The organism is Micromonospora sp. NPDC005324 (assembly GCF_040607155.1).
GTDB classification, from domain to species: domain Bacteria; phylum Actinomycetota; class Actinomycetes; order Mycobacteriales; family Micromonosporaceae; genus Micromonospora; species Micromonospora trifolii.
Genome location: NZ_JBEXGE010000010.1, coordinates 86,817 through 102,265, shown reverse-complemented (window position 1 = coordinate 102,265; position 15,449 = coordinate 86,817). Strand labels below are relative to the sequence as shown.

General features: G+C 74.3%; 14 protein-coding genes. 5 read left to right on the top strand and 9 right to left on the bottom strand.

The features are described from left to right. The first annotated feature begins 74 nt into the window (after positions 1 to 74). Together ABZS40_RS13310 and ABZS40_RS13305 are read left to right on the top strand one after the other, a co-directional pair. Positions 75 to 836, top strand: coding sequence for a TetR/AcrR family transcriptional regulator (locus ABZS40_RS13310; protein WP_354943537.1), 762 nt, complete (start codon positions 75 to 77; stop codon positions 834 to 836). A 10-nt stretch (positions 837 to 846) separates the two neighbouring features. Then, a complete protein-coding gene (locus tag ABZS40_RS13305) occupies positions 847 to 1,881 on the top strand; it encodes a helix-turn-helix domain-containing protein (protein ID WP_354943536.1) in 1,035 nt (344 codons plus the stop codon). A gap of 155 nt (positions 1,882 to 2,036) precedes the next feature. On the opposite strand, the gene ABZS40_RS13300 is transcribed toward ABZS40_RS13305, so the two are convergent. Genes ABZS40_RS13300 through ABZS40_RS13265 form a run of 8 tightly spaced genes read right to left on the bottom strand, consistent with a single transcriptional unit; the run spans position 2,037 to position 10,715 of the window. Further along, positions 2,037 to 3,020 carry a DNA topoisomerase IB gene (locus tag ABZS40_RS13300; protein WP_354943535.1) on the bottom strand — a complete coding sequence of 328 codons (984 nt, stop codon included), beginning with the start codon at positions 3,018 to 3,020 and terminating at the stop codon, positions 2,037 to 2,039. Then, entirely contained in the window at positions 3,004 to 3,957 is a 954-nt protein-coding gene (locus ABZS40_RS13295) for a glycosyltransferase family 9 protein (protein WP_354943534.1), read from the bottom strand. The genes ABZS40_RS13300 and ABZS40_RS13295 overlap by 17 nt, the downstream gene beginning before the upstream one ends. Further along, on the bottom strand, positions 3,954 to 4,655 hold the full coding sequence (locus tag ABZS40_RS13290; RefSeq protein WP_354943533.1) for an SDR family oxidoreductase: 702 nt from the start codon (positions 4,653 to 4,655) through the stop codon (positions 3,954 to 3,956). Before ABZS40_RS13290 ends, ABZS40_RS13295 begins: the two co-directional genes overlap by 4 nt. Continuing rightward, a complete protein-coding gene (locus ABZS40_RS13285) occupies positions 4,652 to 6,097 on the bottom strand; it encodes a PfkB family carbohydrate kinase (protein ID WP_354943637.1) in 1,446 nt (481 codons plus the stop codon). The genes ABZS40_RS13290 and ABZS40_RS13285 overlap by 4 nt, the downstream gene beginning before the upstream one ends. Positions 6,098 to 6,152: 55 nt before the next feature. Beyond that, positions 6,153 to 6,869 carry an SIS domain-containing protein gene (locus ABZS40_RS13280; protein WP_354943636.1) on the bottom strand — a complete coding sequence of 239 codons (717 nt, stop codon included), beginning with the start codon at positions 6,867 to 6,869 and terminating at the stop codon, positions 6,153 to 6,155. Then, complete coding sequence (locus ABZS40_RS13275; RefSeq protein WP_354943532.1) at positions 6,866 to 8,083, bottom strand: glycosyltransferase; 1,218 nt, start codon at positions 8,081 to 8,083, stop codon at positions 6,866 to 6,868. Before ABZS40_RS13275 ends, ABZS40_RS13280 begins: the two co-directional genes overlap by 4 nt. Further along, positions 8,068 to 9,042: a glycosyltransferase gene (locus ABZS40_RS13270; RefSeq protein WP_354943531.1), complete on the bottom strand. Its 975-nt coding sequence runs from the start codon at positions 9,040 to 9,042 to the stop codon at positions 8,068 to 8,070. Before ABZS40_RS13270 ends, ABZS40_RS13275 begins: the two co-directional genes overlap by 16 nt. Beyond that, complete coding sequence (locus ABZS40_RS13265) at positions 9,039 to 10,715, bottom strand: HAD-IIIA family hydrolase (protein ID WP_354943530.1); 1,677 nt, start codon at positions 10,713 to 10,715, stop codon at positions 9,039 to 9,041. Before ABZS40_RS13265 ends, ABZS40_RS13270 begins: the two co-directional genes overlap by 4 nt. 172 nt (positions 10,716 to 10,887) lie before the next feature. Here ABZS40_RS13265 and ABZS40_RS13260 point away from each other — a divergent pair, with 172 nt between their 5' ends. Further along, positions 10,888 to 11,310, top strand: a complete 423-nt coding sequence (locus ABZS40_RS13260; protein ID WP_354943529.1) for an SRPBCC family protein — start codon at positions 10,888 to 10,890, stop codon at positions 11,308 to 11,310. 173 nt (positions 11,311 to 11,483) lie between these two features. After that, positions 11,484 to 12,278, top strand: a complete 795-nt coding sequence (locus ABZS40_RS13255) for a polyprenol monophosphomannose synthase (RefSeq protein ID WP_354943528.1) — start codon at positions 11,484 to 11,486, stop codon at positions 12,276 to 12,278. Positions 12,279 to 12,296: 18 nt separating this feature from the next. On the opposite strand, the gene ABZS40_RS13250 is transcribed toward ABZS40_RS13255, so the two are convergent. Next, entirely contained in the window at positions 12,297 to 13,904 is a 1,608-nt protein-coding gene (locus tag ABZS40_RS13250) for an NAD(P)/FAD-dependent oxidoreductase (protein ID WP_354943527.1), read from the bottom strand. A 72-nt stretch (positions 13,905 to 13,976) separates the two neighbouring features. Between ABZS40_RS13250 and ABZS40_RS13245 the strand changes: the two genes are divergently transcribed. Next, positions 13,977 to 15,410: an aldehyde dehydrogenase family protein gene (locus tag ABZS40_RS13245; protein ID WP_354943526.1), complete on the top strand. Its 1,434-nt coding sequence runs from the start codon at positions 13,977 to 13,979 to the stop codon at positions 15,408 to 15,410. Positions 15,411 to 15,449 lie beyond the last annotated feature (39 nt).

Here is a 15,449-nt window from a genome sequence, read left to right as displayed (position 1 = left end):
TCCCTTCTGTGTATAACGTACGCTGTTATGCGTAGACCATACGCAGAACTAGGATGGCGAAGCAAGGAGGAAAAGTGGCGGCGAAGACAGACGACAGCGGGCCCGTACTCCCGCCGGCCATCGAGAGCGCGTGGGGGCTGCGGGAGCGGCCACCCAAGGGCCCCCGGCCGGGAATGAGCGTGCCCACCATCGTGGACGCCGCCGTACGCGTGGCCGACGCCGACGGTCTGGCGGCCGTCTCGATGAGCCGGGTGGCCAGGGAGTTGGGCGCCGCGACCATGGCCCTCTACCGGTACGTCGGCTCGAAGGACGAGCTGCTGATGCTCATGGTCGACACCGGGTACGGCCCATCCCCCGGGCCGCCCCCGCCCGAGGTCGACTGGCGCGCCGGCCTCACCCGGTGGGCCTGGGCCGAGCACGAGGTGCTGCGGCAACGGTCCTGGCTGCTGCGCGTGCCGATCAGTGGCCCGCCGATCACTCCGCAGCAGCTCGGCTGGATGGAGGACGGGCTGCGTTGCCTCGACGGCACCACCCTCGGCGAGGGCGAGAAGATGTCGGTGCTCCTGCTGATCACCGGGTACGTCCGCAACGAGGCCACCCTCACGTCGCAGATCGCCGAGGGCAGCCGGGCGGCCGGCGTCGAGCCCAGCGAGATGATGCCGGTGTACGGCCGGCTGGTGGCCCGGCTCATCGACCCGGCCCGCTTCCCCGCGCTGCACCGGGTGCTGAGCGCCGGCGTGCTCTACCAGGACGACGACCCCGACGACGAGTTCGTCTTCGGCCTGGACCGGATCCTCGACGGCGTCGAGGCGCTGATCCAGCGTCGAGCGGGCTGAGGGAGCACCGATGTTGCCAAGAGATTCCATCGACACCACGGTCCTGCCACCGGGCGAACGGTTCGGCATGTGGCTGGACCTGGTCGCGCGCACCTCGGCGCCGCTGCGCATCAGCTCCGCGCACAGCGACGACTTCGCCGCCCGCGCCGACTTCGTCGACCTCGGCCCGATCCAACTGGTGCAGTACGAGTACCCGTCGCTGGACGCCACCCGGACCCCGAAGCTCGTCCGTCAGTCCGACCCGGAGCTGTACATCCTCGCCCTCACCACCGGCGGCATCGGCACGTCCAGCCAGGACGGCCGCCGCAGCGAGATCCTGGCCGGCGAGTTCACCTTCTATGACGGGTCCCGACCCCACGACGTGTGCCACCACGCGACCGATCCCGAGCGGGACCAGGCCACCTCGATCATCACGCTGATCCCGCACGCCGCGCTGCCGCTGCCACCACAGCGGATGGCAGCGCTCTACGGCGGTCGGATGTCCGGCAGCGAGGGGATCGGGGCGCTGCTCGCCCAGTTTCTGCTCCAGGTGACCGGGCACCCCGAGCAGTACCATGCCGCCGACGCCAGCCGGCTCGGCGCGGTGGGCCTCGACCTGGCCACCACCATGCTCGGCCGGCACCTCGTCGCCGAGGACGCCGTGCCCACCGAGGTCCGCCGCCGGGCGCTGCTCACCCAGGTGCAGGCGTACGTCCACCGCCACCTCGGCGACGCGGACCTCGGCCCACAGGCCGTCGCCGACGCCCACCACATCTCGGTGCGGTCCCTGCACCGGTTGTTCGAGGCCGAGGACGCCACAGTGGCGTCGTACATCCGGGAGCTGCGGCTGGCCCGGTGCCGGCGCGACCTCACCGACCCGGCGCTGCGCAACCTGCCCGTGCAGACCGTCGCGGCGCGGTGGGGTTTCTCCGACAAGGCCCACTTCAGCCGGGCATTCCGGGCCGCGTACGGCACCACCCCGCAGGAGCACCGCGACAGCGGCTCGGATGTGGCGCGGATCGTCAACCGCCGGGCGTCCACGGTCAACTCGCTGCCGGCAGACTGACACCAACGCGGCCAGCCGTCACCTGGTGGGCCGCCAACGGGGGCCGTGGCGAGGCGCCCGCCGCGCGAGCGGCGGGCGGCCGCCCGGTGGCACCCTGCGCACGCCCGAGGCTCCGGTCCCGTCGCGCTTCCCCCCAGATTCGCCGACGGGGCCGGTCAGGACTTCTGCAGCAGCTCCAGGACGACCCGCTCCGCCTCCTCGCGAGTTGCCTGCGGATCGACCGACGCCACCACCCCGTCGTGGTAGAGGTCGACCACCCGGGGGTCCACGTACGACGCGCGAGCCACCGTCGGCGTGTTGCCCAGCAGATCCGCCACCGCACGCATCACCGCGACCACTGCCCTGCGCCGGGCGGTCACCGAGCGGGCCGGCGCGGCGGTGGCCAGCTCAGTGGCCGCGAGCACCGTGGCGTGCCAGGTACGGAAGTCCTTCGCGGTCATCTCCCCACCGCTGGCGTCGCGCAGGTAGCCGTTCACCTCGTCACTGCGCACGTCGCGCCACTCCCGGCCGTCCCAGTAGCCGAACAGCCGCTCCGCCCGTCGCCGACGACGGCGCAGATTGGCCAGCACCTGGCACAGCTCCGGGTCCTCGATCCGGCGTACCTGCTCGATGCCCCCCTTCGCGGGAAACACGAGCACCACGCAGTCGCCACGGGACCGGGCATGCTCGGGGCGCAGGGTGGCCACCCCGTACGTCGGGTCGTCGCCGGCCGCGTACTGGTCGCTGCCGACCCGGAACATCCCCATGTCCAGCAGTCGGGCCACAGTGGCCAGCACCCGGTCCCGGCCCAGTCCGCGCCCGTCCAGGTCCCGCCCCACCCGTTCGCGCAGCGCCGGCAGCCGCCGGGCCACCTCCAGCACGCGGTCGAACTTCGCCTCGTCCTGCTTCTCCCGCCACCGCGGGTGGTAGACGTACTGCTTGCGTCCGGCCGCGTCGATCCCGATCGCCTGGATGTGCCCGTTCGGGTGCGGCGCGATCCAGACGTCCTGCCAGGCCGGCGGGATGACCAACTCCCGCAGCCGGGCCAGCACGTCCGGATCCCGCACCGGAGCGCCGGACGGGTCGACGAAGAGCCAACCCCGTCCGCGCCGACGCCGTCCGTACCCCGGTCGACCCGGGTCGCTACGCCGCAACCGCACCGGAGACCCGCACCACCCTCTCCACCTCAGCCACGGCGGCCAGCACCTCGTCGAGGCGCAGAGCCGCCATCGTCGGGTGGCTTCCTACCCCATCCCACCTGGGCCAATCCGCCTCGCCGGCCCAGAGCACCCGGTGCCGTGGCCGGTCCGGCGGTGGCCCCCAGTGCGCCGGCGGCACCGGTCCGAAGAGGACCACCGACGGGGTGCCGTACCCGGTGGCCAGGTGGGCGATTCCGGTGTCCCCGCTGACCACCAACCGGGCGTCGGCCACCAGCGCGGCGAGCGCGCCCAGGTCGGTCCGGCCGGCCAGCACCGCGTCCGAGCTCAACCCCGCCGCATCGGCCACCCGGGCCGCCAACGCCCGTTCGTCGGCCGAGCCGGTGAGCAGCACCCGGTGCCCCTGGTCGGTCAGCGCCCGGGCCAGCGCGGCGAACCGCTCGGCCGGCCACCGCTTGGCCGGGATCTTGCTTCCCGGGTGCAGCAGTGTGACACCCTTGGGCAGCTCCGTCGGCCCGGGCCGACGCAGACCGAGGTCGGCGCGGTCGGCCGGGATGTCGTACCAGGACAGCAGCCGACACCACCGGTCCACCTCGTGCTCGTCGACGGCCCAGCGCGGGCCGTCGGCGCAGCCGGCGTCCGGGCTGGCGAAGGCGAGCAGCCGACCGGGCCGGGTGGCCGCGAGCAGCCGGTGCGACTGCGGGCCGCGCCCGTGCAGGTTGACAGCCACCCGCGGGGCCGAGGAGACCCGGAGGGGTCGCTCCAGCCCGGCGGTGTCCACCAGCCGGTCGACGCCACCGACCAGGTCGACCAGCGGGGCCAGCCAGCCGGGCGCGGCGAGCGCCAGCTCCCGCGACGGGTACGCGGCCCGCAGCGCCCGCAGCACGGGCACCGCGGTCACCAGATCGCCGACGCCGAGGGCGCGCAGCACGAGGATCACGGGTACGAGGTCTCCTGCTCGGCGCAGACCACCATCTCGCGCACCGCACAACCGGGCGGTTGGTTGAGCGCGAACATGATCGCGGTGGCGGTGTCGGCGGGCTCGTTGAGGATCGCGTCCGGCCCCGGCTTGTACTGCGGGTCACGTTCGTCGAAGAACGCGGTGCGCATCCCACCCGGGATGAGCAGGGTGACGCCGACCTGACCGGCCAGCTCGGCGGCGAGGGCTCGGGTGAACCCCACCACGCCGAACTTCGCCGCGCAGTACGCGGTGGCGTCGCTGACCGCCTTGACGCCCAGGGTGGACGCGACAGTGACGATGCGGCCGCGGGAGGTCAGCAGGAACGGCAGCGCGGCCCGGATCACCGCCGCGGTGGCCAGCAGGTCCACGGCGACGATCCGGTCCCAGGTCTCCCCCGGCAGGTCGGCGAGTCGGCCCGGCACGTCGGTGCCGGCGGCGGTGACCACCGCGTCCAGGCCACCGGCCTGCTCGGCGAGGTGCTGGGTGGCGACCTCGGCGGCTCGTGTGTCGGCCAGGTCGCACTCGGTCCAGGACACCCCGTCGACCGGCGGCTGCCGGTCCAGCACGAGCGGTCGACCACCGGAGGCGGCCACAGCGGCGACCACAGCGGCGCCGAGGCCACTGGCGCCGCCGGTGACCAGGACGGTGGGCCCGGCACCGGGCCGCGTGGCGGTCATCGGGTCCGCTCCGCAAGTGTGCGGACGATCAGGTCGGTGGTGGACCGACCGTCCAGATAGGGCACCACCACCGTGTTCCCACCCCAGCGGCGCAGGACCTCCGCCTCCGGCAGGGTGGCGCTCGCGTCCCCACCGCCGGTGGCGTAGTCGCCGCCCTTGACCCAGACGTCGGGACGTACCCAGGACAGCGCCGTCTCCGGGGTCGGCTCGTCGAAGATGAGGACGGCGTCGACGCAGCTCAGGGCGGCCAACAGCCGGCTCCGGTCAGCTTCGGACTGCACCGGCCGATCCGGTCCCTTCAACCCGGCCACGCTGGCGTCGGAGTTCAGGCAGACGATCAGGCAGTCGCCGAGCTGCCGGGCCGCCTCCAGGGTGGCCACGTGCCCGGCGTGCAGCAGGTCGAAGCACCCGCCGGTCGCCACCACAGTGCCACCCGCGGCGCGTACCTCACCCAGGAGCGTGGCCACAGCGGCCACCCCCACCCGGTCGGCCACCGCAACACCTCGTGGTGCCGGCTGGAGGGCTCGCCGCCCCGGCGCCCCCCCGGCCCGCACCGCAGGCGCCGACGGGGGCAGCGCCGTGGCCACTCCCCCACCGGCCACGTACGCGGACGCCTCGGCGACCGCCACCTGCACCGCCTCGGAGACCAACGCGCCCTGCGCCAACGCGAGGCTGGCCGCCGCCGCGAACCGGTCGCCGGCACCGCAGGTGTCCCCCTCGGCGCTACCCGGCGTCGGCACCACCAGCGGAGTCGACCCGGCGTGGCAGAGCAGAGCGCCGTCGCCGCCCAGCGTCACAGCGACCGCGCCGGCCCGCCAGCGCCGCCGTAGCCCCTGGGCGCCGCGCGACGCGGCGGCCAGTCGGGAGGCGCCGGGCAGCGCGGGGACCAGCTCGCGCACCTCGGACTCGTTCGGGGTGGCCAGGTGTACGCCGGGCACGGCCGCCGGGCCGCGCGGATGCGGGTCCCACACCACCGGCGCGCGGGTGGCGGCCAACGCGTCGCGCAGCGCGGGCTGCCGGGCCACCCCCCGGCCGTAGTCGCTGACCAGCACCGCCGACGCCGCGGCGATCACCCGGAGCACCTCGTCGGAGGGCTGACCCGGCTCCCCGAACGCGCTGCCCCGGTCGTGGCGCAGCAGCACCCGCCCCCGGGCCCGCAGCCGGATCTTCTCCGGCGTCGCGCCGGCAAGGGCCAGTGGGTACACCTGCACGCCGGCGGCGGCGAGCAGAGCGCTCAGCCGGGCCCCGCCGGCGTCGTCGGCGAGCGCTGTCACCAGCACCACCTCGGCGCCCTGCGCGGCGGCGAACACCGCCGCCAGCCCGGCGCCCCCCGGTCGGTCGGTGGCCGCGGTCTCGTCGAGCACCGGCACTGGGGAATCCGGGCAGAGCCGGTTCACCACACCTTCCACATCCCGGTCGAGCAGGGTGTCCCCGAGCACCACCACCGGTCCCCTCACGCTTGCCTCCTCATCCTCAGGCGTCGACCTGCTGTCCGGCTCACGCGTCGACCTGCTGTCCGGTCCCGCCGTCGAGCACCACCTCGACCCCGGTGCGTACCGGTGCGGCAGGCAGCCGACCGGCCGGTGCGGGCTCCGCTGGCGTGGGGTGGACGACCGCCGGATCGGCGACCGCCGCCTGCGCGGCGGGCAACTCCTGTTCGAGGTACTCGCAGAGCAGATGACTGGTCACCAGGTGCAGCTCCTGGACCACCTGGGTGTCCGGGGACGCGACGGCCAGCACGTCGTCGCAGGCGTCGGCGAGCGGATTGGGGACGGCGCCGGTGAGCGCCCAGGTGGTCACCCCGACGTCGCGGGCCGCCTGCGCGGCGGCGACCAGGTTGGGGCTGGCTCCGCTGGTGCTCAGCAGCAGCAGGATGTCGCCCGGGCGGCCGTGGGCGCGCACCTGGCGGGCGTACACGTCGGTGTAGCCGTAGTCGTTGGCGATGGCGGTGAGCGCGCTCGTCTCGGCGTGCAACGCGATGGCGGACAGCGGCTGACGGTCGTCGTGCAGCTTGCCGACCAGCTCGGCGGTGAGGTGCTGGGCTTCGGCGGCGCTGCCGCCATTGCCGGCCACCAGCAGGCGACCCCCGGCGGCCAGCCGGTGGGCCAGGTCCGCGCCCCAGCGCGCCAGCTGTCGCTCACACCGTCGGTACGGCACCAGCGCCGCCGCGAGATTCGTCAGGTGGGTGTCGAGCAGGCTGCCCGTCGGCATCAGGCCACCACCCGGGTCGGCCGTCGCACGGCGGCCACCTCGCTGTAGACCTCGACCAGCCGCTCGGCGGTGGCCGCCCACGAGTACCGCTCCCGGGCCCGCTCACGCGCCGCCGTCGCGTACGCGAATCGCCTGATCCGGTCGTCGAGCAACCCCTGGATCGCGGTGGCCAACGCGTGCGGGTCCCGGGCCGGCACGAGGTCACCTGTCGTCCCGTCGACCACTGTGTCCCGGATGCCGCCCACGGCCGTGCCGACGACCGGCACCCCACAGGCCATCGCCTCCAGCGGAGTCAACCCGAACGGCTCGTACCAGGGCGCCGCGACCAGCAGGTCCGCCGAGCGGTACCAGCGGCCCATCTCCTCCCGGGGCACCGCGCCGACCAGGTGCACCCGGTCGGCCACCCCGCACGACTCGGCGAGGGCCCGCAGCCGGCGGGCGTACGGGTCGGTCTCCAACAGCCCCTCGGGTGGGCCGCCGACGACCACGCACTCGGCGTCCGGGACCAGCTCCATCGCGCGGATCACGGTCTGGAAGCCCTTACGCTCGACCAGCCGGCCCACCGTGAGGATGCGGGCCCGTCCCGGTTCCCGGTCGGCGGCCGGCCCGAGCGGGGCAAAGGTGGCGAGGTTGACCCCGGAGGGCACCACCGTCATCCGGGACCGGGGCACACCCATCCGGACCAGCTCACCCACCTCGTCGCGGCACTGCGCGACGATCCGGTCAACCGATCGGCCCAGCTCCCGCTCGTAGGAGACCCGTCGGGCCGGGCTGGTGTCCTGCACACCCTGGTAGCGGCGCTTCACAGTGCCCAGCGCGTGGTACGTCTGCACCACCGGCACCCCGGTCTGCCGGCCGGCGGTCAGCCCGGCCAGGCCGCTCATCCAGAAGTGCGCGTGGATGACCTCGGGCACCCAGTCGCCGCCGCGCCAGCGCTCGATCAGCCAGTTGCTGAACTCCCGCATGTGCGGCAGCAGCGCGTCCTTGGCCACCGGCTCGGCCGGGCCGGCCGGCACGTGCACCACGTCGTACCCGTCCGGGCTGCGGACGGTCACCGGCAGGTCGGGCGCGTCGCGGCGGGTGTAGACCCGCACCTCGTGCCCGGCGGCGGCGAGCGCGACGGACAGCTCCGCGACGTGCGTGTTCTGGCCGCCGGCATCCTCCCCTCCGAGGACGGCGAGCGGGCTGGCGTGCTCCGAGATCATCGCGATCCGCATACTTCCTCCTCCAGCAGCCGGTCCCAGTCAGCGAGGAAACGGTCGAGGCCGTACCTGTCGCGCGCGGCGGTTCGCGCCGCCGCTCCGGCCTGCCGCGCGGTCGCCGGTTCGGCGATGAGCCGGCGGGCGGCGTCGAGCAGGGTGTCGGTCCGGGTGGCGAGCGCCCCCGCCTCCGGGGGCACCGCCATCACCGCCTCGGTGGTGGCGAGCGCGACGACCGGCATGCCGATCGCCATCGCCTCGATGAGGCTGAGCCCGAGGGAGGTCCACCGGCACAGGTGCAGGTACGCCCGCCGGCGGGCCAGTTCGGTGTGCATCCGCTCCTGGGGCACGTCGTCGTGGCTGGTCAGCCGGTCGGCGGGCAGCCCGAGGTGGTCGGCGAGGCCGGCGACGCCCATGCCGAACACGTCCAGCGGCGCGATCTCGGCGAACTGGGGCAGCAGGTCTGTGCCGGTGACCCGACCTCGCCGTACCGGCTCGTTGATCACCACGGCGAGCCGGTCCAGCTCGCCGGTGTAGGACGCGGACGGGGCGACGATGCCATGATCGACCACTGTGGTGCGGGTGGCCCCGGTGTCCCAGAAGATCTGGTTGAACCCGGTGACGTGGGCGATGAGCAGGTCGTCGCGGTCGGCCATCGGGTGGCGGGTGTTGGGCACGTCGCCCTTGGGGGTGTTGTGCTCGACGTAGATCGCGGGAAGGTCGCGGCCGGGGCGGCGACGAAGCCACTGCTCGGCCCGGTCGATCTCCTCGGGGCGTTGCAGGATGACCAGGTCGACGTCCGCGCTCGGCAACTCCTCCGGGCTGACCTCGACCGCGCTGTCCGGCCACGGGTAGGTGCGGGCCCGGCCGAGGCCGTACGGGCCGCGGTCGGGTGTGGTGGGAATCAGGTAACGATGGCTCCCGTGCACGAACGACGTGGTCCAGGAGCCGTGCACGTGCCAGAGCAGGATGTTCATCGGCCGCCACCACCGCTGACGGCGAGGGTCCGAAGCGCGTCGACCACGTCGTCCGGTTCGACGCCACTGAGGCAGGGGTGCCCGGGGACCGGGCAACTGGCCGCCCGGGTGTCCCGGCAGGGCGCGGCGGCGTCACCGAGCCGGACGGTGGGCACCCGGTAGGGCCCCCACTGCCCGAACGGGACGGTCGGCGCGAAGAGACTCACCACTGGCACACCGGCGGCGGCCGCCAGGTGCGCGGGCCCGGTGTTGCCGACCACTACCGCGCTGGCGTCCGCGACGATCGCGGCCAGCCCGGCCAGGTCGGTACGGCCGCCCAGGTCGGTGCCGCCGGCCGAGGCGACCCGGGCGGTGACAGCGCGCTCGTCCGGGCCGCCGGTGACCAGCACCCGGTGCCCGGCGTCGGTCAGCGCCCCGACGATCCGGGTCGCCACCTCGGGCGGGCAGGCCCGGCTCGACGCGGCCGACCCGGGGTGCAGCACCACGTACCCGGGCTCACCGAGGTCGGCCGGGCGCGGCGGCACGGCGTCTCGGCGCAGCCGCAGAACCGGTTCGTCGCCGTCGGGCAGCCGGTGACCGGCGGCGGCAGCCAGGGAGAGGGCGCGTTCGGGTTCGGGGACGCCCACCGGCACCCGGTGCCGGACGTCCAGCAGCGAGCCCGGATAGTCGTCGCTGATCGCCGCGATCCGGTCGATCCCCGCCATCCGCAACAGCAGCGCCAGCGGCAGGGCGGACTGGTGGAACGAGGTGAACACCACCGCCTGGTCCGCGCCGACCACGCCCAACCGCGCGGTCAGACTCCGCATGGCCTCCGGGTCGACCGGCCCCGGTGTGTGGTCGATCCAGGGCAGCGGATGCTCGATGATCTCGTCGACGCCGGGCAACAGATTGGCGGCGGCCCGACCGCGCGGCCCGCAGAGCAGCACCACCCGCTCCGCTCCGGCCGCGACGGCGCGGATCGCCGGGCCGGTGACCAGCACGTCACCCGCCGAGTCCGAGCGGACCACCAGCGCCGTCCGCACCGGTCCGGTGGGCGGGGTCGAGGGCTGCACTGCCTGTTGGCGGCGCAGGATCTCCGCCACCGCCGCCGGCAGATCGGTGGCCACCCACCCGGCGGCGGCGACCTCCTCCGGCCGGGTCACCGGGGTGGGCACCAGCACCCCCGCGGCCCCGGCGGCCATGGCGGCGGCGACGTCCCGGCCGATGTCGCCCACCAGTACGCACCGGGACGGCGTCGTTCCCAGCTCGCGGGCGGCGGCGTACACCAGACCGGGCGCCGGCTTGCGGCAGTCACAGCCGTCGACGTCGTCGTGCGGGCAGACCAGCCACGCGTCGAACCGGCCCAGCAGCTCCTCGACGCGGGCGTGCACCGCCCGCATCTGCGCAGCGCTGAAGTAACCCCGGGCCAGGCCCGACTGGTTGGTGACGACAGCCAGCCGCAGCCCGGCCGCGCGCAGCCGGTCCAGCGCCGCCCGCGCGCCCGGCAGCGGCCGCACCTTCTCCGGGTCGCCGTTGTACGGCACGTCCTCGATCAGTGTGCCGTCGCGGTCCAGCAGCACCGCGTCGTAGAGCACCGGTCGGGGGCTTGCGACAGACCCGGAGCTGGCGCGGTCAGCAGCGGCGTACACCTGGGCTGACCTGCGCTGATACGGATCCTCCTGGTCCTGTCGCACAGCCGGCGGGTTCCCTGCGCCCCGAGGAGTAAACGTCGTCGCAGGGCGGTGGGCCAGCGCCGCCGGCGATCCCCCGGGTCGGCCTTACCCGCCGTCGGAGACAAGCTAACCCGGCCGGCCGTTAGGCGGTGCGTGGTGCGGGTATGAAAGTCCTGTGGCGATTGTGGAGAAAGTGATCGACGCTCCCCCGCAGCAGGTGTTCGACGTGCTCGCCGACGGGTGGACGTACAGCGACTGGGTGGTGGGCACCGCACACGTGCGTGATGTGGACGACGCCTGGCCCCGGGTGGGCAGCCAACTGCACCACCGGGCCGGGCCGTGGCCGTTGTCGTTGCAGGACGCGTCGACGGTGCTGGTCTGCGAACCGCCGCACCGGCTCGTGCTGAAGGCCGGGCTCTGGCCGGCTGGCGAGGCGATCGTGGTCTTCACCCTGCAACCGGTGGGCGAGGGCGCCACCCGGGTCCGCATCGGGGAGGACTTCGCCGCCGGACCGCTGCGCTGGGTCCACAACAAGGTCAACGATCTGGTGCTGCACCGGCGTAACCGGGAGACGCTGGCCCGACTCTCCGACATCGCCACTCGGCAGAAGGGGTGACTGTGACCCGGACCGTCGTGGTGACCGCCGCAAGCCTCTGACCAGGGCTTCGACGCCCATGCGCAGTGGGTGGCGAGGGTCCGCAACGCCCGGGAGGGGTGCCTCCCTCGGACCGGATGCGGGAACTGGATACCCTTTCCATGACCCTTGTCCGCGAACCGAGGATGACCGACATGATCAAGCCGGTGCAGTTGCCGTCGCCGTGGCGGGACGCACGCCTGACCGTCGTCGTGCCCACGTACAACGAGGCGGGCAACCTCCCGGCGCTGGTCGAGCGGCTGCTCGCGCTGCCGCTGCCGGGGCTGCGCATCCTCGTCGCCGACGACAACTCCCCCGACGGCACCGGGGAGGTGGCCGACAAGCTGGCCATCGAGCACCCCGACCGGATCGAGGTCGTGCACCGCGCCGGCAAGGAGGGCCTCGGCCGCGCGTACGTGGACGGGATGACCCGGGCGATCGAGGGCGGCGCCGAGTACGTGGCGCAGATGGACGCCGACCTCTCGCACCCGCCCGAGGCGCTGCCGGGGATGCTCGGCGCGCTGCTCTCCACCCAGGCCAGCGTGGTGATCGGTTCCCGGTACGTGCCCGGCGGCGAGCTGGACGAGAACTGGCCGCTCTACCGCCGGGCGCTCAGTGGCTGGGCGAACCTCTACGTGCACACGCTGCTGCGGGTACGCATCCGGGACCTCACCGCCGGCTTCAAGATCTGGCAGGCCGAAGCCCTGCGCGACATCGACCTGGAGCGGGTGCAGTCCAACGGCTACAGCTTCCAGGTGGAGATGCACTACCTCGCCACCAAGCTGGGGCACACCATCCTGGAGGTGCCGATCCGCTTCGAGGAGCGGCGCGACGGCGTGTCCAAGATGACCACCGCGACCAAGGTGGAGAGCGCCCTCATGCCCTTCCGCCTCCGCAGCAAACACCGCAACATCACCCGTGACCCGGCCCCACCCACCCCGCCTGGGTGACCAAGGGTGGGCGGAGGGTCAGGTGGGGTAGATGGCTCGGTGGGCGGTGGAGATGGCTGCGGCGTAGGCGCGGCCGGTGAGCGCGCGGTCGCGGGCCAGCGCCGCGCGGGCGGCGTTCGCGCCCGGCGCGCCGTGCACACCGCCGCCGGGGTGCGCCGACGCGCTGGCCAGAAAGAGCCGGTCCACCGGGGTGTCCGCCCGGCCCAGGCCAGGGATCGGGCGCAGGAAGAGCTGCTGGTACGCGGCGGCGGTACCGCCGCCGAGCGTGCCACCGACGAGGCTCGGGTTGCCCTTCTCCAGGTCGGCCGGCCCGGCCACGTGTCGGCCCACGACCAGGCGCCGGAAACCCGGTGCCGCCGCCTCCAGGACGTCCTCCATCCGCTGCACGTGCCCGGCGACCTCCTCGGCCCGCCAGTTACGCCGGAACGGCAGGTGGGTGTACGACCAGAGCGACTCGGTGCCCGGCGGGGAGTGGCTCGGGTCCGCCACCGACATCTGCCCGACCAGCAGGAACGGGTCGCGGGGCAGCTCGCCGCGGGCCAACTCGCTGGCGTAGTGGGTGAGGCCGTTCAGGTCCGCGCCGAGGTGCACGGTGCCGGCGCCGGCCAGCTGCCGGTTCGTCCAGGGCACCGGCGCGGAGAGCGCCCAGTCCACCTTCAACGTGGAGCCGTCCCACCGGAAGTGCGCCAGGTCCTCCACCAGCCGCGACGGCAGTGCCGCCGCGCCGACCAGGTCGAGGTAGAGCGCCGGCGCCGGCACGTCGGCGAGCACTGCCCGTCGGGCCCGCCACAGCGCCCCGCCGACGGTCCGGACCCCCATCGCCCGGCCCCGGGCGGTGAGCACCCGGTCGGCCCGGGCACCGTAGATGATCGTCCCGCCGCGCCCCTGTAGCCGATCCACCAGCGCGTTGGTGATCTGCTGCGCGCCGCCGTCGGGCACCGGCCAGCCGACCTGCTGGCCGAGCATGGCCAGCAGCCAGCCGTAGACCCCGGAGCCGGCCTCCTCCGGGGAGAGGTCGGTGTGCAGGGCACAGCCGGCCAGCAGGGCCGGCCCGCCGGGGCCGTCGAAGAGTTCGTCGCCCAGTTTGCGGACCGGTACGACGAGCCGACGCGCGAGCCGCAGCGCGCCGGCGACGCGCAATCGGCGCAGCAGGCCCAGCCCCCCGCGTACCGGCGGGAACGGCGAGGTGATCGCCCCCAGCATCGGCTCGGCCACGTCGAGCCAGTCGGTGTACGCGTTGAGCCAGCGCTCACCGTCCCCGGGGGCGAACTGCTCCAGCGACCCGGCCGTGACGTCCGGGTCCCGGTTGATCACGGCGGCTCGACCGTCCGGCAGCAGGTGCGCCAGCACGTCCGGCGAGTGCCGCCAGGACAGCCCGTGTCGACCCAGGTCGAGGCCACCCAGCACCGGTGAGGCGTACCCGAGGGGGTAGAACGAGCTGTAGAGGTCGCTGAGGTAGCCGGGCGCGGTGACCTCGGCGGAGCGGACCGCGCCGCCGGGCACCGCTGTCGCCTCCAGCACCACCACGTCCCAGCCGGCGTCGGCCAGCAGGTTGGCCGCCACCAGTCCGTTGTGCCCGGCGCCGACGACGACGGCGTCCGCGCTCTGCGCGGTGGTGGTTGTCATCGGATCCGCCTACCCGGCGCGCTACCGGGCGAAACGCGTTTGCCTCGTCGAGGCCGGGGCATCCAGCGCCGCATGTACACGGTTGCGCAGTTGGTGGGCGGGGTGTGGGGTGCGGGCGGCGACGGCGGCGAACTGGTCGTGCGTGATCCGGCGGACGACGCGCCGGTGAGCACGGTGCCGGTGGCCACCGCCGACGAGGTGGGCAAGGCGACCCAGGCGGCCCGCAACGCGGCGGCCCAGTGGGCGGCAACCGCGCCGGCGGAACGGGCGGCGGCGCTGCACCGGGCCGCGGACGCTGTGGAGGCGGTCATCGAGGAGTTGGCGGCGGCGGTCACCGCGGAGATGGGCAAGCCGTTGGCGGACGCCCGCGGCGGCGTCGAGGCGGGGATCGGCACCCTGCGACAGTATGCGGAACTGGCTCCGCTGCGCGGCGGCCGCACGCTGAACGGCGACACCGGCGCGCTGGACTTCCTGACCCCGCAACCACGCGGGGTGGTCGCGGCGATCACCCCCTGGAACGACCCGGTAGCGGTCTCCTGTGGACTGCTCGGCGCGGCCCTGGTGACCGGGAACGTGGTGCTCTACAAGCCGAGCGAACGGACACCGGCGACGGGTTGGCTGCTGGCCCGGGCACTGGATCAGGCGCTGCCGGCCGGAGTGTTGTCGCTGCTCACTGGCGGTCCGGAGGTGGGTGCGGCGCTGGCGGCGCAGGAGGTCGACGTGGTGGCCCATGTGGGTTCCACAGCGACCGGGCGGGCGATCGCCGCCGCCGCGGCCCGTACCGGCGCGAAGGTGCTCCTGGAGAACGGCGGCAGTGACCCGTTGATCGTGGACGCGGGCGTCGACCCGGAGTGGGCGGCGGAGCAGGCCGCGCTCGGCGCGTTCGCGAACGCCGGGCAGATCTGCGTGGCGGTGGAGCGGCTCTACGTGCACCGGGAGGTGGCGGACGATTTCGTGGCCGCGCTGGTACGACGCGCCGGAGCGCTGCGGGTCGGGCCGGGCCGGGAGCCGGGCACCGAGCTGGGTCCGCTGGTCGACCGGCGGCACCGGGACCACGTGCACGGACAGGTGGCTGCCGCAGTGGCGGACGGCGCCCGGGTGCGGGTGGGCGGCGAGGTGCCGGACGGGCCGGGGGCGTTCTACCCGGCCACCGTCGTCACTGACTGCCGCCACGACATGCCACTGGTCCGGGAGGAGACCTTCGGGCCGGTAGCCCCGGTGGTGGTCGTCGACTCGTTCGACGAGGCGCTGCAGTGCGCGGCGGACTCCCCGTACGGGCTGGCCGCCACGGTGTTGACTCCGTCGATGAGTCACGCGCAGCGGGCCTGGCGGGAGCTGCCGGTGGGCACGGTCAAGGTCAACGCGGTGTTCGGGGGTGCGCCGGGGGGTGCCGCGCACCCGCGCCGGGCCAGCGGGCAGGGCTTCGGGTACGGCCCGGAGTTGCTGGACGAGTTCACCGCCACGAAGGCGGTGCACATCGAGGCGCCGGGCGGCGGGCACTGGTGAACGGCGCGGGCGGACGCAGGGGTGGCGCGTCCGCCCGTA

Excerpts from the sequence above, each read along its gene's own strand:
- ABZS40_RS13245 (WP_354943526.1), top strand. The coding sequence starts at position 13,977 with ATGTACACGGTTGCGCAGTTGGTGGGCGGGGTGTGGGGTGCGGGCGGC.
- ABZS40_RS13290 (WP_354943533.1), bottom strand. The coding sequence starts at position 4,655 with ATGACCGCCACGCGGCCCGGTGCCGGGCCCACCGTCCTGGTCACCGGC.
- ABZS40_RS13250 (WP_354943527.1), bottom strand. The coding sequence starts at position 13,904 with ATGACAACCACCACCGCGCAGAGCGCGGACGCCGTCGTCGTCGGCGCC.
- ABZS40_RS13275 (WP_354943532.1), bottom strand. The coding sequence starts at position 8,083 with ATGCGGATCGCGATGATCTCGGAGCACGCCAGCCCGCTCGCCGTCCTC.
- ABZS40_RS13270 (WP_354943531.1), bottom strand. The coding sequence starts at position 9,042 with ATGAACATCCTGCTCTGGCACGTGCACGGCTCCTGGACCACGTCGTTC.
- ABZS40_RS13255 (WP_354943528.1), top strand. The coding sequence starts at position 11,484 with ATGATCAAGCCGGTGCAGTTGCCGTCGCCGTGGCGGGACGCACGCCTG.
- ABZS40_RS13305 (WP_354943536.1), top strand. The coding sequence starts at position 847 with ATGTTGCCAAGAGATTCCATCGACACCACGGTCCTGCCACCGGGCGAA.